We start from the raw sequence: 18,358 nt of genomic DNA, 5'->3' as shown, positions 1-18,358 counted from the left end.
CGATCCGACTGAAGTCGGATTACTCGAAGTGACGGAGGGTTGATGCTTTGGTTTTGTATTGATAATGTAAGATGAAATAAAAATATACCGTCTGTTCGAGTAGTGAAGCGTATCGAGAACCGTGGTATTTCACCATAGGTTTTACCTACGGCTACTGATATTGAACCCTTCGGGTTATCTGTAAGCAAACGCAATATTGTCAGGATGAGGCTCGCGAAGCCCAATTAAAAATTTAATTCCTTATATCATAGGCTACGGCTACTGATGTTGAACCCTTCGGGTTTTGGGTAAAGTAATCAACCAATTCTCAAACCCCGCAACACTCCTACCCTCCAACTCCTCACCAAAAAAAGACCCAGGCAAAAACCCAGGTCTTATTATGATGTAGAAGAAAACGCTTAAAGATTTTGATCTTCGTGTTTTCCCTCATTGATCTCCTCTACCATTTTGGCATTGAAGGCCGGTAGGTCTTCAGGTGTACGGCTGGTCACCAGACCATTGTCCACCACCACCTCACTGTCTTCCCAAATCGCTCCAGAATTCTTAAGGTCGATGCTGATCGATTCTACCGAGGTCATTTTTCTACCTTCTGTAGCGCCTGCACTGATCAGGATCTGAGGACCATGGCAAATGGCTGCCACCGGTTTGTGCTGTTTGAAGAAATCCTGTACAAATGATATGGCTGCCTGATTGGTTCTCAGCTTATCTGGATTGATGACACCACCCGGCAACACCAGGGCATCATAGTCAGAAGCCGAAGCTTCGTCTAGCGTCACATCCACCTTGTATTCCTTTCCCCAATCTTTTTCTGCCCAGGCTTTGATGCTGCCATCTTGCGGACTTACGATGTGTGCGGTCCAACCTTGTTGTTCCAAATATTCTTTTGGAGAACTCAATTCACTTTCTTCAAATCCGTGGGTTGCGAGGATCGCTATTTTCTTTGACATAATAATATATTTTTTATGATTAGTATGTCATCAACTAAGAAAATATAGTGCCAAGGCGGGTTCTGAGAATTATAAAAGTTTGTTAAAGGTGGGAGTTACGGGTTACGGGTCGTGAGGTGAAAGAACTTTGTTCTACTATCTTAATATGTTAAATTATGATTGCTAAGTGGCGAAATTTTCTTGTCTGCACATTATTAAAGGGAAGAAAATTAAAAGTGTATGTGGAAAAATTTTCTTGCCCCAACCCTAAAGGGAGGAAAATTTCTATCTGAAGGGATTGTTTTTGAATAGAAATGAGATCGCTTAAATTTGTTTGAAATAAAAAACGACAATGACAGTACAAGATCTTGTGGGAAGTTATGCGGTGGAAGGCAGCAATCAGGAAGAGAAAGGCCATTCCTATCACGGGATATTGACTTTAAATCTGGACGAGAACCAACGTGTCATCGCGCAATGGAAGATTGGTGACCATATCCAGAATGGGACGGGCTTTTTCAAAGATGACATCCTGGTCATCAACTTCAGTTATGAAGGCGAAGACGAGCAGATCTACAAAGGTGTGGCGGTCTACCGTTGTCTCAACAGCGATACTTTGGACGGCTTCTGGTCCGAGAAACATGGGAATCCACTTTATTTGGGGAGCGAGTCTTGTGTACGGATCGATGTTGGTGGGTTTTTGAATTAATGTGACTGTGATTACTGTCAGACCACTGACTAATTTCTTTTATCTGTATTAACATTTTATTTTGTCTAGACCATTGAATGAAATCTTATTTCGCGCTGGCTAAGCCAGCAATCTTATTTATAGGTTGTCAACAACCTCAGACTGACAAAGTATTTGAGTTATGTTAAGACATTGACATTTGTGTTTTTATAATATGATCATTTGCTCTAGGCTGATGTGGGATGTTTATACAATATTGATCTAAGTGGTCGAATCAAGACATTGAATTACAACTAAAAAAAAAAAACGTTAACTACCTAGTTGTATATTGTTTACAATTTTATTATCTTCACATTACAAAATCAAAAACACAATCTCATGGAACCAATTTTCCCGCTTTCAGAAGCCCAGACCAAGGCTCTTGAAAATGCAGTCAGCTGTCTAAACGTTTCTGTTGAACCTTTTAAAATCCAACACAGCCTTGATCTCTTTATCACCGACGAAGAATTGTTAACAAGACTGAGAATCTGTAAAAAAAGCCTCTACAACTGCAGAGAAGACGGCTACCTCTCATTCATCCCTTTCAGAGGGCGGTACTTAACTTTTATTCCCTATCTCCTCCAGGATCTTTTGGAGCTTAATCAGAAAAAAGAATTGAGACGGCGAAAAAATAAAAATGAGGAAGACTAAAAGTTGCAATCGAAAAACAAAGAAGAAAGGCAGACATTGGGTCTGTCTTTTTTTGTGACTTAAACTTCGGCTGTGTGGTGATGCATAAGGTTTGAGGATCTGTTGATGGATGACGGTTGCGAAAAGTTGGGTGTGTAAAGAATGTCATTGCATTGGTTTTTAAAGTATCAGTTTCTGATGCGTTATAAAAACGTGATGATAGGTGAAAAGATGACAAACGTTGTTGATTTGTGGAATTTTAGGTTGTGTATGTAAGCTAATAATCATCAATGAAAGTTTGTTTTTTATTTATACATCGAGTATGCATGAACGTTCCGGAATGGATACCGCGGCGATACGGCATGGTTACGGAACGGATACAGCGCGGATACGGAAATGTGTAATGTTCAGTATTTTTTGGTAAAATGAGGTAAAATGAGGTAAGAAAAAGTAGAGGAGCCTGTGTTTTTTTCAACTTTACATCATAAACCAAAAAAAAAAAATTATCATGGGAAAAGTTACTGACTCCATTTTAGGTGGTACCAAGGGTCGTACCGGTCGAATTGTAATTGCCAACGTATTTGGAACCGAAATCTCCAGAATCCGTCCAAAGAAAAATGACAAGCCTGCTACGCCGAAGCAAGCGTTGGTAAAAGAACGTATGAAATTGTCTGCCTTGTTTATTTCCGGCTACAAATCGTTTGCCAGTGATTATTTTGGGGAACGGTCGGGATTGCGTTCGCGCTACAATATGGCTATGACCAACATTATGAATGCTTATCACATCGATTTTACAGCCCTGACCATCGAGCGTGCCAATGAAGAGATCATGTTCTCTAAAGGTGACCTGCCAGAAGCTCCGCTTAATAACCTGACCTCTGCAACCACTTCTACCTTTACGGTGACCTGGGAAGATAACAGTGATGGCACAGATGCCCTGCCTACAGACCAGATCTGTATCCTCTACTGTGCGCAAGATGAAAACCGCCCGAAACTGTTGCGGAATGTTGCTACCAGAACCGATGGCACGGCGACGGTCAATCTTCTAAACAAATATGTAGGAAAAACAATGCACGTCTGGCTTTGTCTGCTGAGTGCAGATGGAAAGCGGGTTTCTATCTCTGAATATGTTGGGGATATTGTGGTAAGTTAGATGGGTTGGCGTGTTTGAGTGTCTTAGAGATTCTCTGTTTTTTTTGAAAGTGCAATGTCTGAATGATGTTGCGCTTTTTTTAACGCAAAGGCATGGGTTCTTTTTTTAAAGGGCGGTGTTTTAAGGCGCTAAAGTTTGACTTCGTCAAAGGTGGTGTTGGGATTTTTGATGGAATTGATGGGTTGTTGGTATCAGTTGGAGTTGATAGGAAATTTTGTTACCCCTACCCTAAAGGGCGCAAAATTTTTGAGCGTTTAATGAAGGTTGTGGGGTTTTAGGTAGCAGGAGGACCACCCCGCCCTTTGGGCACCCCTCCAGAGGAGGGGAATTTTTTTTGGGGGATATGATTTCTGACAGAGTTTTGAATTTGGAGACTGTTATTTTTTAGATATTAAGCCATCATCTGTAGAATGTCAACACCAATATTTTCATTTAATTTATTGTCTGTAGTCAGTACAGATATTTTACCTAAACCACATTTGTGATGCTCCTCATCTTGAATCAGAGCAACAAATGAGTCAAACTTTACAATTTTTTCCTTGAAATTATTAGAAGGATATAATAAAAGTGATTTTGTGCTTTTCCAATATTCATTGTAAACATACATCTGTCTCAAGTCATGCGTTGATGGTTGAGATTGATCGATGTTCTTCCATTTTGTATCAATAATTAGAATGACTTCCTTATTTTTTTCTAAAACAATATCTGGTCTTATTGTAATGCCGTTCCAAAATCCTTTCGAAGCCTGACCGTACACTTCCATATTATTATCATTACAAGCTTGTTTCAATCTTACCAATACATATTCTTCCCATAGACTGTTCATATCAAACAGCAAAGCCAGCATCTTTTCGGAACCACTAGAAATATTAGGAGCATAATTGAGAATAATTAGCCTTGCAATGGCTAAAGCATTTTCATAAGGCACTATCTTTCTTGACTTTGGAATTTTCGAAAACGTATTTTCATTGGCTTTGATGGGTTTCACCTCAGGAAAATCGAGTTGTATCTTTTTACACCTACTGTAGAGATAATTTCCTTGCGATAACGCAGCAATAATTTCCAAAGCCTGTCCCAAAATCTGATGAATCAAGTGGTCTTTATCATACACCTGATGCGTGGTGTAGAATCTCTCTTTGTGAACAAGATTTTTATTGATATGACCTGCAAATTCCAGTTTACCTTTCAGCGCTTTTACGTTTCCGGTTTCTTTGTAATATTGTTTTATCAGTCCTTGATGAATCAGCAATTGAACTTCGTTCAGAAACCACTCGAAATAAATATCTAATAAATGGATGGATTGTTTAGTGACGTTTGCCTGACCAACCTGCTGAATTTTCAGTTTTTTGGTAACACGCAACATTTCTATTAATACCTTTTGCCACTTTGTTTTGTTTTCCTGATCTTCAGATTCGTAACGGTCAATCTTGGGAAGGATTTCTATCGTCAAATCATCTACTTGAATAGCACCTACATATTGTTTGAAAACAACTCCATTATGCTTGAGATCAAAATATTGATAATCATGTAAGGCATTCAACTTGGACAACGCCACAAAATGACGCTGTTCAAAACTTCCTTTTTCAATGGGAAGGAAGGTGTGTTCGAAAACTTGTATGGTATTGCTCCGTAACATTTTAAGCCAACAATAGATCTATTGCATCTTGAAAATCAACTTCATCGAAAGGGATCAACTCGTAAGATTTGATGACATCAATATCATTTCTGGTATCGAAATCAGCAAATACATTCTTCTGATTGACTTTCGAAATTTCCTTTTCACGTACAAAACCCTTCCCTAAAACCAATCCGATTTTACCACAGTCATTGTAGAAATATTCCTGCAACAGAGGAATAATCTCATTTTTAAATGAAGCTTTGAAATCATCCTTGATAAAATAAGAGTGTCCTAAAGTATAATTTTTGTCCAGTAATAACTCAATTCTTTGATTCATCTTTTCCATGATCCCAACACGATGATAATCCTGAAAATTGCCTTCTTCAACAACATTTGAATCCGGCATCATTTCGACAAAACTGAATCTGCGTCGCAATGCTGTATCCAAAGCTTCTACACTTCGGTCTGCGGTATTCATTGTTCCGATGATGTAAAGGTTTGACGGAACGCCGAATTTGTTTTTGCTGTACGGAAGTGTGATTTCTAATTCTTCTGGATTACCTAAACGCTTACTTTCCTCAATTAATGTAATAAGTTCGCCGAATATTTGTGAGACATTACCACGGTTTATCTCATCGATGATTAAAACGTAATTCCTTTCTTTACTCCTATTTTGATTTTTGTCGTTATTTTCTCTATAGTCAGATAACTGTAAATTTGCCTTCATATAATTGACCACATCTTCCATATCTTTCTGAAAAGCACCAGAAGGTCTTGCTTGCTTATTCTGATAAGTGTCCAGAATATTTTGCTTTGTTATTGTAAAAGTATATTGAGATGGAGAATTTAATGATGAATACTTTAGGGATTCCTTTGTTGAAAGTCCATACTCCCACGATCCAATTTTAACAAGTTTATCGTCTGCTATATTTTCTTTAACTACCTCGATAAGTTTCCCCCAACTATCTTCAAAATTATCAACAACTGTAATTTCGTTTACCTCTGAAGCCGTTTTACAAATTTCTTTGAAGATTCCATTTTGAATTTCATAATTTACTTCACCTTCATCTTCGGTCATAACTGGTTTTATTCCTTCAATAAAATCTTCATAAGACATACTTTGATGAAAAGTGGTAAAGACAATTTGACCTGTTTCTACTAAACGATTGTACTCATCCTTAATAATTTCTCTATCCTGGTGGATATTGAAATTTGGATTGGCAATACCAATAGCTTTTGTAATCGTATGATATGTTTTTCCTGTTCCAGGTGGACCGTAAAGAATTTGGTTGAGTGGAAAGTTCATATTATTTATGCTTTGATGTTTATATGATTGATCATCAATTTGTATGTTGAGTACTAAGTTTCTAAACGTTTTGTCAAAAGCTAGACGTTCTATAAATTGATTATTAAATTTCAAATAACTCGACCTTATTGTTTTGGATATAACCTCTGATATAGCTTGAAATATACTATCTTCATTTATTGAGAGATTATCTAGATCGGAAAAATGATTGAGATACGAATTGATAGAAGACTTGAATTTTTCTGTCTTAGACGAAAATTCCTTATCCGCAATTATTTTAAATACACGATTTGAGATATTGCTTTTTATACACCAAATATATTTTTGTCCGATAGTAAAATTCAACTGATTTTGAGAAACGTTAAAAACAATTTTCTGACTGCCTTTTTTTAATTTAAAATTCTCAATAATAACATCTAAAAAATTAAAATAAGATGCTAAATCATTATTACTGAAACCATCTAAAACTCCTTTATAAAGTCCAGACACATCTTCTTTATAACCCAAAAACAAAACATTTTGAATCATCAAGTTTGTATCGTCCCACATCGGTTTGGGATAAAAAGATCTGTAAAAGGTTTGAAAGTTCTCATTGCTTTCAATTTCAGTACGAAAAGCTTTTGATATCTCTTGAAAGAGAAGATACTTGCTCGTTCCTCTCGGAATATCAATATTGAACTCCTTGCAAAATTCACTAAAATATGAAAATTTATAAAACGTATAAATTTCTGGATATCTAAAACCTAAATAAACAGATATCGTTCTCTCATCCTGTTGGGCATTAAAATTATCACGGTTTAATATTTCTTTTAATGACTCTAATAAATCTTGTGAGGCAGTTTGGAATGAAAATATCCTCTCTTCTAAAGAGATATTTTCATTGTATAGATTCTCGAACATTTCTCTTGTTTCAATAGGAAAATGTTCAACCGCACTGATAATAAAACCCCAAGAATTTTGATATAATAAGTTAGAAACTTTTGAAATTGACTTCTTAAACATTGTTGCAAAATCATTTGCATCAATATCCCAATTTTCCTGAAACTCTGAAATCGCATCATATTTATAAATTTCTTTAGGCTCTCCAATTACCTTTATAATTTTTGAATAGCGTTCAATTAAAGTATTGATGCTTTTATTATCAATCATAAAAACTATAATTTTATTGGGACATAAATCCCACCTTTCCCATTAAGCACCTGATCATTTAGTTTCTTACCACTATTATGACTAATTTGTAGTAATTCATTATACAGAATATCAAATTCAGGCGATGTCTTTTCTAATTTTGTGAAAAATTTAGCCAAAGCCTTTTGTGTTTGTCCTCCACTACCGGATGAATCATAGTCAACGATATTTGAATTACGGTATCCAAGAAATTTACTTGGCGCAAAAAGACCTTCTTCTGGAGTATAGTACCAATGATAAAATGAACTATAATATTTCATAATCTTTGAGCCAGTAATTTCATTTATCTTTTGAAATGCTCTAAAATTATCTGCAATTTCTTCCCAGGAAGTAACAACTAATTGGTTATTCATTATAAAATCCTCACTTTGGAGTAAAAGTTCATACTTACCTATTTTAAGATTCTCAATATCATCGAATTCTATCCACTGATTATCTTTAAAAATTAAAATGTGATAAAAGTTTTTTTCTTCACCTTCAGCAAAAAAAGTAATGCAGATATCGTTTTCTTTCTTATTCTTAACAATTTCAAGACAATCTCTGATATAATTTTTAGCACCCTCTAAATCAGGATGAGAAAATAATTGATATTCTTGTAAATAAATACCTTCTGCATCTTCCAATCGTGGATTATAAGCATAGTAATCATAACCAAAAACTAATTCTTTTTCTTTCATTTTAAAATTCTTTATATAAAAACAATTTACTGCTTCCCAATCAAGGGATGATACTCCTCTCTCAAAGAACGTTCAACGTAAGGAACAATGAAATCATAATTTTTCACATCCAATTCTATTGTAGACACTCTAAATTCTAATCCGTGTAGATTAGCTCTATGCTTTAGTTTCATAGCATAAGTATTTTTTAATGGAGACAATTCAATATGTTCTCTGATCCTTTTATGAAGATCTTTACTTTTACCAATGTACAATGGCAACCATTGCTCGTTATAATCTTTCCTATGTAAAAGTCTCTTCTTAATGATACTTGATGAAAAGAATGAGTTATTTTTCTTTTTAGTCCAGTCCTCAGCAAAGTTTTTTATTTGAGTAGATTTTTTAGTGCCAATAAGACTACCACTTTCTAAGTTAAGCTCAAAGAGATAAACACCTTGCTTTTTTTCATTGAAAAGACTCTTACTGTCTAAATGATCAGAAATTATAAATGACACAGATAAACTTGAATCGAATGTGATATCCTTTATTTTTTCTTTTAGTTGGTCAACATAACCAGTTATATTACTGTCAAATTCTTCAATAATAATGTTATAACTCATATTTTAATTATTAGTTTTTGTCTTTTTTATTTTTTTTTGCTCTTTTCCAGCTCACTTTTATTTGCTCTATGTAATTGTCTTTCTAGTGACTATCTTACATAAATGCTTTCATGGTTTACGTATATATATTTAAAAGAATTTATTCGTTGATACTAAAATTATTTAAATATTGTTAAGATTCTTAATATTTTCAATAGTAGATAATATGATTGATGGTAACTCGCCATTCAACACCATTTGATAATCAACAATTCCATGCGTCATCACACCAACAACCTTTACAAATGAAGGATGTACAATGTATTTTGCACCATAGTTAGCTTCTAAGAAATTAAAAATAGCCTCTGCAAAAATTCCTAATTCTGATGGATCATATCCATCTTTTTGTGCGGCAAATAATAATGCTCCAAGGTAATTTTTTTCACCACTAGCAAAAGTATAGATATGGTGTGTTTCTACTTTTAAACTCAAAGCTGCTATTTCTATAACGCCGCTTTTTCTCGCTTTTGAAAGTATTTCAATTTCTTCTGAAGGCGTTACACTTCTAAAATCAAAATCTTCATAATTATATAAAATCTGGAGATTCCTGTCATATTTTACTTTAGTTCCCTTATCTAATTTTGGGTTATAATCATTTATAACATCCGTAATCTTGTCGGTAATAAAACGATTGTCATTTTCTCTAAAAGCATTGTTTAAAGCACTGATACTTCGTACCCAATAGTCGCCACCAGAGCTCTCTTCTTTTTCTTTTGCAATTTTTTCTTTTTGCAAATTGTTAATAAAAGTACTTCGGCGTCTCTCACTTAAACGTCTAAACGTTACTAAATCTTTAATTCTAATATCTTTCATGGTTAAAAAATTATTTTAAAAACTTAAAAATACTTTTAGAACAGAGCCTTATTCTTTTATTAGAGATGTTCTATTTGCATATAACAATTTTCTCATCCCCATCTACGCAATCTTCGCTGCATACAAATGCTGTTGAAACTCAATAAACAGTTTGCTGATATTTCCTACTTCACCTAAAATGTCTTTTGCATCTTCTAAAGATTGGTATTTGTTTAGAAGTAAAACAGGCAACTTCTCCTGATCCAGTTCATCAACGCCTGTTTCTATGTACTTACTCAATACAAATTCAATAAATTCTTTCTGTTTATCATTGAGTAAAGCAAATATAGTGGCTTGTGCGGCTGCAACTCTAGCTTCTCTGGTCATGGGTTTAATATCGCTGTTGAACACATATTCCAAAACGTCAAACAAATCACTTTTTTCAGCATCTATCAACTTTTGTAGAGTGCTTAGATCATCTTTACCAAAACCGGCATCACTTAACTTTTCTAATAATGTTCGTCGGGTCAACGGACTGCTCCACAGCTTTCGAAGTTCCTCCTCACTTTGAAAAAGATTTGGCAATTCCCCAAAGAGATTATTCATAAATTCTTCCGCCGAGATGGGTTTGCCATCTGCTCCCCAAAACGAGGTAGCAATCATCGATTGTATCTCCCGTTCTTTTCCGTCTCTTAATTTTATTTTTATCTTCTGTCTCTTGTTGCAACTGCAAGATATTTCACCGCAAATTGAGCAAGGTTCTCTTTCTGGCTTATCGCAAACACAAGGTGTTTCATTACACTCTTTGCAAGGCGTTGGCTGCGGTTTTATTACAGTTTCACATTCGCAAACCAATTGTCCACATTCTTCGCATGGCAATGCATCACCATCCCATTCCGGATCAGAGAAATGGTTATAAGCATTTACAAAATCATAAATAGTAAAAAAGTCTTTTCCATCGAATAGACGGGTTCCTCTACCAACGATTTGTTTAAACTCAATCATTGAATTCACTGGACGCATTAAAACAATATTCCGAATATTTCTAGCATCTACTCCAGTGGAAAGTTTCTGTGAAGTCGTTAAAATCGTTGGGATTGTTTTCTCATTGTCCTGAAATTCTCTTAAAAATTGCTCGCCAATTTCACCATCATTTGCCGTTACCCGAACGCAATAGTTTGGGTTAGTACTGGTTTTATATTGGTTGACCAAATCCCGAACTGCTGCAGCATGATCCTGGGTAGCACAGAAAATAATGGCTTTTTCTTTCTGATTGGCATTATCTAAATAGATTTGAACACGCTTGGCTTCTCGTTCTTTGATCTCAATGATTTTATTGAAATCTGCTTCTACATAATTCTTTCCTTCTTCTACTTCACCTTCAATAATTTGATCGTCGCTCGTATAGATATAATCATCTAAAGTCGTCTGAATTCTTTTTACTTTGAATGGTGTTAAAAAACCATCATTAATGCCTTCTTTTAAAGAATAAACAAAAACAGGTTCTCCGAAATATTTGTAGGTATCTACATTGTCTTTTCTTTTGGGTGTTGCTGTTAAACCAAGCTGAACAGCAGGTGAAAAATATTCTAAAATGCCTCTCCAATTGCCTTCATCATTAGCACCACCGCGGTGACATTCATCAATTACAATCAGGTCAAAATAATCTTTCGGGTACTGTCCGAAATTAAACTGTTCTGTTCCATATTGTTGTGGTGGCTCTGCAACCATTGAAACTGGCTTTTCTTCTTCAACTTTCTTTGGCGTTTTTGAGTTTGTCATAAACGTCTGAAAAATGGTAAAGAAAATACTTCCATTGGTAGGAACTCTTCCGGCTTTACTGATTTCTTTTGGACTGATTCTTACCAACGCGTCATCTGGAAATGCAGAAAATGCATTAAATGCCTGATTGGCTAATATATTTCTGTCGGCCAGAAATAATATTCTTGGTCGTCTTGCCATATAATCTGAACCTAATGCAGACAAATTCCAACGCGTTTGAAACAACTTCCAAGCAATTTGAAAAGCGATGGCAGTTTTTCCTGTTCCCGTGGCAAGCGTTAATAAAATTCTTTGTTGCTTGTTGGCTACCGCTTCCAACTCTTTGTTTACCGCCAATTCCTGATAGAAACGTGGTTGCCAAGTTCCACTCTTATCTTCGAACGGAACGGAAGCAAATTTCTCCCGCCATTCGTTTTGAACAGCAAATGTCTTATCCCATAGCTGTTCCGGTGTGAGATATTGCACCACTAAACCTTCTGCACCTGTTTTCATACAGATGCTGTAGATTTCTTTGCCGTTGGTGCTGTAGGTGGTTTCTAGTTTTAATTTTTCTGCATATTGTTTGGCTTGTGCCACTCCTTCACCTACTTCCAAATCATCGCTTTTGGCTTCTACCACTGCGAGTTTGATTCCCTTATAAACTAGAACATAATCAGCAGTAAGCTTTTTTGCTCGTACGCCACCACTTTGTATTTTACCAGCTGTAATGTTGTATTCTCGAAGAATTCTCGAATCTTCTACTACACCCCAACCACAAGCTTTTAATTGCGGGTCTATTAATTCTGCTCTTGTGTCTGCTTCGTTCATATCAAATCTGGGCTTTCGTTAATAATACGACTAAAATCTTTGACTACATATTTTTGGAATTGCGGAAGTACATGCTCTTTTTGTATTTTCGAATTCACGCCATTTAATTTTAATGAACGCTTACCTTCATTAATTCCTGTTTTGTTTTGTCTTGCTTCTTTTAGGAATTCACTGGATGATAGAATCCAAGTTGTCTCCATTCTTTCCGAGTAAAAAACAAACCAATAGTTCTTCCTGTACTCGTGGGTTAATGCTGCAAATAGACCTCCATCACCAAACTTAACTTGAGTAGACCGTGCTTTTATTTGTATTTCTACAAAAGTGCCGTCTGGCTTTTTAATTACCGCATCTATTGCATCATCATCCACCATTGGTAAGAAAACATCTAAGCCTTGCTTTAACATCAGGCCGATGACATAGTATTCTATCCGTTTTCCAAATGCGGCTGCATGCCTAAAGCTTTTGGTAATTTTATCAGCGTCCATCAAATTATGTTTTTAATTCTCCACTAAAAGCTTTTGCCAAAATACTTTTTTTCAATTCATCTAAATCATTGATTTTTTGCTGATAAAGAATTTCTAGTTTTTTTGTTTCGGTGGATAGGGCGTTGAGTTTTTGAACAATGGTTTGTTGTTGTTTTAATGTTTTAGGAAATGATATTTTATACTTATTCAATTTTTCAATAGTCAATGCACTGTATGCTGCACCTATTGCCAGACTTTTAATTTTTTCCACAAATGCTGTCAATGCAAATTTTAAATAGTTTGTATCCAAACTTTTAAATCCTTTAAACCAAACAATGTTTCCATCTTTAAAATAGAACTCGTCATTATTTTCAATAACCATTATTTCTCCAATTGTTCCAACTGCCGACATTAGTAAATCATTGATTTGTGGGACTCCAAATGATTTTTTTATTTCATTGTATCTGTCTCTTGAAATGAATAATTCCAAGGTTATATTTTTTCCATTTGATAATTCCTTAATTTCCTTAGTTCTGTAAAAAGGAACACCACCGTTTACGTATTCGCTTTTATAAATTCGTTTACTTGAAGTAATTGTTCCTAATTCATCTAAGCATTTCGTTTCCCAATTTACATCCCCATTCTCAAACACTCCTTGCAAATAACTTTCAAAAAGTTCCTTAGCGTTTTTGAGGTTTTGTTCGGCATTGGCTTTTGCTTTGTCAATGGCGGCAAAGGCTTCTTCTAATATGGCGACGATGCGTTGTTGCTCGGAAACTGGTGGAATAGGAACATCAACAGAACTTACTAATGCAATATTTAAGTTCCTAACTGTTGAACCAGTCGCTTTCGAATTGAACTGTTGAAATACAAAAGGAGATGAAAGTAAATAGTAAAGAAATTCCGTTTCAAATATTTTTTTACCTTTTTGTTTTAAGACAAGCCAACCATCGTGAATGCAACCTGTTGTTTTCATTATGTAAGGTCTTCCAAAACTCATAGAATTAGAAAGTATAAAATCACCTTCATTTACTACTCTTGTTTTATGTAAACCATCTTTTGTAATTTTTTCTTTTGTTTGATAGATATATTTATCAGAGGCAGTTGCATCTGAAATTTTAATCCAATTTATTCCATCGGATGAATTGGTCATATATTTTTCTATTGGTCTTGGAGAACCACCACGTTCAATAGATAAGACCTCTCCCAACTTTTTTATTTGCCAACCTTGCTTCATATCAACGCCAAAATTGAGTTTAAAATACCTTCACTTTCTTCGTCCAAAGCTTTCATATTCTGCAAAATTTCTTTGGGTTCACGCAGTGCCGCTTCTTCTTTTTTATTAGGGTTTTTTGCAGAGAGGTCAAAGGTCTTTTGGTCAAGATCACTAACATTCAAACTCCACGAGTTTTCACTTTCGGCAAAGGTTTTTTGTAATTCTACAAATTCTGCCAAGTCTTTTTCGTTCAATGCATTGGTCTTGCCCAGATTTCTATCTAAGTTCAGTTGGTAAAACCACACGTTTTTGGTTGGCAATCCTTTTTCAAAAAAAAGCACAACCGTTTTTACGCCTGCTCCCGTAAAAGTTCCGCCGGGTAAATCTAAAACGGTATGCAGATTGCAGCTTGAGAGCAATTCTTTTCGCAATGCCACACTTGCATTATCGGTATTGCTTAGAAAAGTATTTTTAATCACCACACCAGCTTTTCCGCCAGCTTTTAATATTTTAATAAAATGCTGTAGAAACAAAGAAGCCGTTTCACCTGTTTTTATCGGAAAGTTTTGCTGTACTTCGGCTCTTTCTTTTCCACCAAACGGCGGATTAGCAAGCACAATATCATAACGGTCTTTTTCCTGTATGTCGGCTATGTTTTCTGCCAAAGTATTGGTATGCACAATATTGGGAGCTTCTACACCATGCAGAATCATATTCATCGTCCCTATAATATAAGCCAAGGATTTTTTCTCCTTTCCGTAGAATGTTTTTTTCTGCAAAGTTTCTACATCAGAAGTCGTTAGCTTTTTGCTGTGTTTTAAATATTCAAAAGCTTCTACCAAGAAACCTGCAGAACCTACGGCGCCATCATAAATCTTCTGCCCAATTTCCGGTGCAACAACTTTGACAATGGTTTTTATCAGTGGTCGTGGCGTGTAATATTCTCCGCCATTTCGCCCCGCATTACCCATATTTTTAATCTTGTCCTCATACAAATGGCTCATCTCATGCTTTTCGGCATGGGTTCTGAACCGCAGCTCATCAATTCGGTTAATCACTTCGCGTAAATTATACCCACTTTGGATTCGGTTTTTTAATTCACTGAAGATCTCGCCAATTTTATATTCAATAGTATCTGCACTTTCGGCATCTACCTTAAATTTCTTTAAGTAAGGAAACAATTGAATATTAACAAAATCAGCCAAATCATCGCCTGTTATTGCTTTATGATGATCCAGTTTTCCGCCTGCATCTTTCGGTGTTGCCCAAACCGACCATTGAAATTCCGGTGCAATAATATTGCTGTATGTTTTCCCTGAAAGTTCTGCAGCAGTCGCTTTGTCTTTTTCCAGATCATCCAGATATTTTAGAAACAATACCCATGAAGTCTGTTCTACATAATCCAGTTCACTTCCGCAGCCTGCGTCTTTGTGTAAGATATCGTCTATATTTTTAAAAGTCTGTTCGAACATTAATTTGTTTATTTTCGTTTTTTAAGATTGCCAAATTTATAAAAATTCCTTTTTAAATGAGGTGTTAACACTCTTTCTCTAATCCCTATTTTTTTAGTGATTAATTATTCTCCCACATTTCTACGGCTCTTAATAATTAGCGTGCAGAGAGAGTCTAAATGATAAAAATATTACTTGAAAGCGTTACTCGGAAAAAAGTGATAATTACTACCTTCCTGTTCAGGATATGTAAAAGGAATGATTAGATTGTTTAATTCAAACACGAGGTTACCCCCTGGTTCTAAATATTCTATGAAAATAGATTTCACAACGCTAAGGTCAATAGCGAAGCTTCCATTATAAGTTATCATGAAGTGAATAGTTTTTTCAATTCCAAATATAAGCAAAAACGAATCTACAACATTACGGCTTTCCTCATTTTGCCTTAAAAAAGACAAAATAATTAAATACAGGTCAACACTGAAAGCCAAATTTTACTCTAAGCCTATAGAAAGCCTATGCAAACTATATAGGAAGCCTATACAGAGCCTATAAAAAGTATATAGCGAGCCTATAAAAAGCCTATAGATAATATCGGATCTTAAAACATATCGGATTTGATCAGGTCAGCTGAGTTTTCCGGTAGGTTACATTGGAAAATGTAAAAAATTCAAAAATCACTAATTCACAAACTCACTATCAATCCCTTCCTCTTTCAAAAGCTTTTGCAATTCTCTGATGTAAGTGATCACCTGTGTCTCGGTCTCGGAAACGAGGGTCATACGGGTCGTAAAAATGGTAGTGCGGCTGGATTTACCATTTTTCAGGTCTATGCGCATGGTGCCACCGTAGCCACCCATTTTGGGATTGGATCTCACTGCGCGAAACACTACTTTTTCAATGTCTTCAATCTTGTATTTTTTGAAAAGGAGGTTGTTCAAAATCAGATAATCATCTTTGATGAGGAATGGATGCACCTTCACATTGCGGAACAGAAAAGAGATGACGTACACCAACAACACTGCACCGAAGATGAGCCAATACGACTTGTACCATTCATTATTCCTATCGGTCTTGGCTTTCAGGATGGCTTCGCCCTCTGCCTCTGTGATCTTGTTGTTTCTGCTTAGATTCCTGATAGCATCTGGACCTACTCTGCCAGCACTTGCCAAAGATTTGAGGGCATTGATATCCTTGATCTCATAGATTGACGAAAGCATCAACTGGGAACTGCCGAGGTCATCAAAGTAAAAATAACGATTGCCTGCCTGCCACACACTTCCCTGTTGGGAATCTGGATGGCTGATCTTTTTGAGACTGGCAGCCTGTACGCCTTTTAACTCCAAGAGATGTGTCGTTCTGCTCTGCAAGCCTCTATTTCTTGCCCATGATTCGGTAGCCTTCAAAAAGTAAATTTTGTTGCCACTGGTAAATACATCCGGTGCGATCTCCTGAAACTGGTTGTTTTCAAATGGATTGTCACCTGCGTGCTCCACTTTTTCAGTTTCGGTGTTATAGAAATACAGCCCATCTTTGGAGACGAACAAAGCCTGGTAGGCGTGTTCCAGACTCATACCCAGGAGTCGGTATGGGGCTTTCGATTCATCAAACGGTTTTCCATCGACATAGACCATTCCGTTTTGAGGGTTGATGAGATAGTCACTTCTGGAAGGGATATCGGCCTCGATCCCTATCTGATGGATCTTGTCGTTGTAGGCTAATGGCAGCAGCTCATTTTGGTAATAGACCTTTTTGCCATCTGTAAAATAGTCTTTACTATCCCTCACATCCCGGTCCCAATAATGGATCTTGACCGGGCGAATGGTCTTGGGATCGGACTCTTTCATTTCTTGCCCTTTGAAAAAAGCCACCTCATCATTGACCGCTATGGCAAATCCCGGTTTGGACTGATAAGCTTTGCCATCCGGAAGTTTTTTGAAGGGATACCAATAGTTCTGCGGCTTGTCTGCCAGTCCCATACCTTGCCCAGCCAAACCGATGATAAAGCCTACGCCACTTAGGGATTCGTTGTTCTCGGAATTGCGGGCACAGTAATAGGTCGCCGTCCCATCGGTGTAGTAGTTGTTTCCAAGAACCTTCAGTCGCTCTGGTCTCAAGCCTTCCAAAATGATATTCCCTGCATAGACGTACTGGTTATCGTAGCCGATCTGGTTGTCGGCATAATTGCCACTGATCACCTTGAAATTTGCAGGATCTGCGCCTTTTACCTCATAATGGCCATTACTGGGAACCAGCGCATAGACCTTCCCATCATACACGGAAAAAATGCCATTGAGGTCCTTGGTCTTTGTGTTGTAATTGATGGGATCATCTTCCGAAAATAACGAGATCGACATCAACCCAAACATCAGCATCAAGAGCAAAATGAAAAAGCCATAGATCAAGAATCGGTATTTGTACATCATAATTTATGTTTTATGTTTTTAAACAGTAGAATTTCGACAGCTAAAAGCTTACCATTTTGAATGTGGTTTCTAAGATAGGGATTCTTATGAGAAATCTGTCAGTTGGAGTAGCGAAGCGTATCGAGAACAGTGATGTAGGGAAAACTTCTCGATACGATCCGACTGATGTCAGATCACTCGAAGTGACGGGGGATTGATGTTTTGGATTTGTATTGATAATTTAAGATGAATAAAAATACACCGTCAGTTCGAGTAGCGGAGCGTATCGAGAATCGTGATGTAGGGAAAACTTCTCGATACGATCTGACTGATGTCAGATCACTCGAAGTGACGGGGGTTTGATGCTTGGGTTTTTATTGAGGATGTAAGATGAAATAAAAATACACTGTCAGTTCGAGTAGCGGAGCGTATCGAGAACCGTCCTATGTAGGGAAACTTCTCGATACGATCCGACTGATGTCAGATCACTCGAAGTGACGGGGGGGATTGATGTTTTGGGTTTTTATTGAGGATGTAAGATGAAATAAAAATACACTGTCAGTTCGAGTAGCGAAGCGTAT

The 18,358-nt window shown here is 36.4% G+C and carries 14 protein-coding genes; 3 read left to right on the top strand and 11 right to left on the bottom strand.

Annotated elements, in window-relative coordinates; genetic code table 11:
• Positions 1-398: 398 nt before the first annotated feature.
• Positions 399-947, bottom strand: coding sequence for a type 1 glutamine amidotransferase domain-containing protein (locus AXA65_RS11490; protein ID WP_063970250.1), 549 nt, complete (start codon positions 945-947; stop codon positions 399-401).
• Between the two features lie 331 nt (positions 948-1,278).
• Between AXA65_RS11490 and AXA65_RS11485 the strand changes: the two genes are divergently transcribed.
• The 3 genes from AXA65_RS11485 (at position 1,279) to AXA65_RS20210 (ending at position 3,433) form a co-directional block, all read left to right on the top strand.
• Positions 1,279-1,632, top strand: coding sequence for a hypothetical protein (locus AXA65_RS11485; RefSeq protein WP_063970249.1), 354 nt, complete (start codon positions 1,279-1,281; stop codon positions 1,630-1,632).
• A gap of 357 nt (positions 1,633-1,989) precedes the next feature.
• On the top strand, positions 1,990-2,301 hold the full coding sequence (locus AXA65_RS11480; protein ID WP_063970248.1) for a hypothetical protein: 312 nt from the start codon (positions 1,990-1,992) through the stop codon (positions 2,299-2,301).
• A gap of 487 nt (positions 2,302-2,788) precedes the next feature.
• A complete protein-coding gene (locus tag AXA65_RS20210; protein ID WP_063970247.1) occupies positions 2,789-3,433 on the top strand; it encodes a DUF6266 family protein in 645 nt (214 codons plus the stop codon).
• 391 nt (positions 3,434-3,824) lie between these two features.
• Here the strand turns inward: AXA65_RS20210 and AXA65_RS11465 are convergent, their stop codons facing one another.
• From AXA65_RS11465 to AXA65_RS11415, 10 genes are all read right to left on the bottom strand, one after another.
• Positions 3,825-5,069: an McrC family protein gene (locus AXA65_RS11465; RefSeq protein WP_063970245.1), complete on the bottom strand. Its 1,245-nt coding sequence runs from the start codon at positions 5,067-5,069 to the stop codon at positions 3,825-3,827.
• Between the two features lies 1 nt (position 5,070).
• A complete protein-coding gene (locus tag AXA65_RS11460) occupies positions 5,071-7,506 on the bottom strand; it encodes an AAA family ATPase (RefSeq protein WP_063970244.1) in 2,436 nt (811 codons plus the stop codon).
• Positions 7,507-7,511: 5 nt separating this feature from the next.
• Entirely contained in the window at positions 7,512-8,222 is a 711-nt protein-coding gene (locus tag AXA65_RS11455) for a hypothetical protein (protein WP_063970243.1), read from the bottom strand.
• A gap of 26 nt (positions 8,223-8,248) precedes the next feature.
• Positions 8,249-8,821: a GIY-YIG nuclease family protein gene (locus AXA65_RS11450; protein WP_063970242.1), complete on the bottom strand. Its 573-nt coding sequence runs from the start codon at positions 8,819-8,821 to the stop codon at positions 8,249-8,251.
• Between the two features lie 162 nt (positions 8,822-8,983).
• Positions 8,984-9,673, bottom strand: coding sequence for a hypothetical protein (locus AXA65_RS11445; protein WP_063970241.1), 690 nt, complete (start codon positions 9,671-9,673; stop codon positions 8,984-8,986).
• Between the two features lie 102 nt (positions 9,674-9,775).
• Entirely contained in the window at positions 9,776-12,241 is a 2,466-nt protein-coding gene (gene hsdR / locus AXA65_RS11440) for an EcoAI/FtnUII family type I restriction enzme subunit R (RefSeq protein ID WP_063970240.1), read from the bottom strand.
• Positions 12,238-12,726 carry a hypothetical protein gene (locus AXA65_RS11435; protein WP_218281602.1) on the bottom strand — a complete coding sequence of 163 codons (489 nt, stop codon included), beginning with the start codon at positions 12,724-12,726 and terminating at the stop codon, positions 12,238-12,240. Before AXA65_RS11435 ends, hsdR begins: the two co-directional genes overlap by 4 nt.
• A 4-nt stretch (positions 12,727-12,730) precedes the next feature.
• Positions 12,731-13,942 (bottom strand): restriction endonuclease subunit S, encoded by a 1,212-nt coding sequence (locus AXA65_RS11430; protein ID WP_063970239.1) that lies wholly within the window; start codon positions 13,940-13,942, stop codon positions 12,731-12,733.
• Positions 13,939-15,393, bottom strand: a complete 1,455-nt coding sequence (locus tag AXA65_RS11425) for a class I SAM-dependent DNA methyltransferase (protein ID WP_063970238.1) — start codon at positions 15,391-15,393, stop codon at positions 13,939-13,941. Before AXA65_RS11425 ends, AXA65_RS11430 begins: the two co-directional genes overlap by 4 nt.
• Before the next feature lie 659 nt (positions 15,394-16,052).
• Positions 16,053-17,798 (bottom strand): DKNYY domain-containing protein, encoded by a 1,746-nt coding sequence (locus AXA65_RS11415; protein WP_086048182.1) that lies wholly within the window; start codon positions 17,796-17,798, stop codon positions 16,053-16,055.
• Positions 17,799-18,358: the final 560 nt, after the last annotated feature.

The organism is Chryseobacterium sp. FP211-J200 (assembly GCF_001643375.1).
Lineage (GTDB): Bacteria > Bacteroidota > Bacteroidia > Flavobacteriales > Weeksellaceae > Epilithonimonas > Epilithonimonas ginsengisoli.
This window is presented reverse-complemented; position numbering and strand designations above follow the sequence as displayed.

Coding starts and splice junctions, on each gene's coding strand:
- AXA65_RS11430 (WP_063970239.1), bottom strand. CDS start 13,942: ATGAAGCAAGGTTGGCAAATAAAAAAGTTGGGAGAGGTCTTATCTATT.
- AXA65_RS11455 (WP_063970243.1), bottom strand. CDS start 8,222: ATGAAAGAAAAAGAATTAGTTTTTGGTTATGATTACTATGCTTATAAT.
- AXA65_RS11425 (WP_063970238.1), bottom strand. CDS start 15,393: ATGTTCGAACAGACTTTTAAAAATATAGACGATATCTTACACAAAGAC.
- AXA65_RS11485 (WP_063970249.1), top strand. CDS start 1,279: ATGACAGTACAAGATCTTGTGGGAAGTTATGCGGTGGAAGGCAGCAAT.
- AXA65_RS11460 (WP_063970244.1), bottom strand. CDS start 7,506: ATGATTGATAATAAAAGCATCAATACTTTAATTGAACGCTATTCAAAA.
- AXA65_RS11490 (WP_063970250.1), bottom strand. CDS start 947: ATGTCAAAGAAAATAGCGATCCTCGCAACCCACGGATTTGAAGAAAGT.
- hsdR (WP_063970240.1), bottom strand. CDS start 12,241: ATGAACGAAGCAGACACAAGAGCAGAATTAATAGACCCGCAATTAAAA.
- AXA65_RS11480 (WP_063970248.1), top strand. CDS start 1,990: ATGGAACCAATTTTCCCGCTTTCAGAAGCCCAGACCAAGGCTCTTGAA.
- AXA65_RS20210 (WP_063970247.1), top strand. CDS start 2,789: ATGGGAAAAGTTACTGACTCCATTTTAGGTGGTACCAAGGGTCGTACC.
- AXA65_RS11465 (WP_063970245.1), bottom strand. CDS start 5,069: ATGTTACGGAGCAATACCATACAAGTTTTCGAACACACCTTCCTTCCC.
- AXA65_RS11450 (WP_063970242.1), bottom strand. CDS start 8,821: ATGAGTTATAACATTATTATTGAAGAATTTGACAGTAATATAACTGGT.
- AXA65_RS11435 (WP_218281602.1), bottom strand. CDS start 12,726: ATGGACGCTGATAAAATTACCAAAAGCTTTAGGCATGCAGCCGCATTT.
- AXA65_RS11415 (WP_086048182.1), bottom strand. CDS start 17,798: ATGATGTACAAATACCGATTCTTGATCTATGGCTTTTTCATTTTGCTC.
- AXA65_RS11445 (WP_063970241.1), bottom strand. CDS start 9,673: ATGAAAGATATTAGAATTAAAGATTTAGTAACGTTTAGACGTTTAAGT.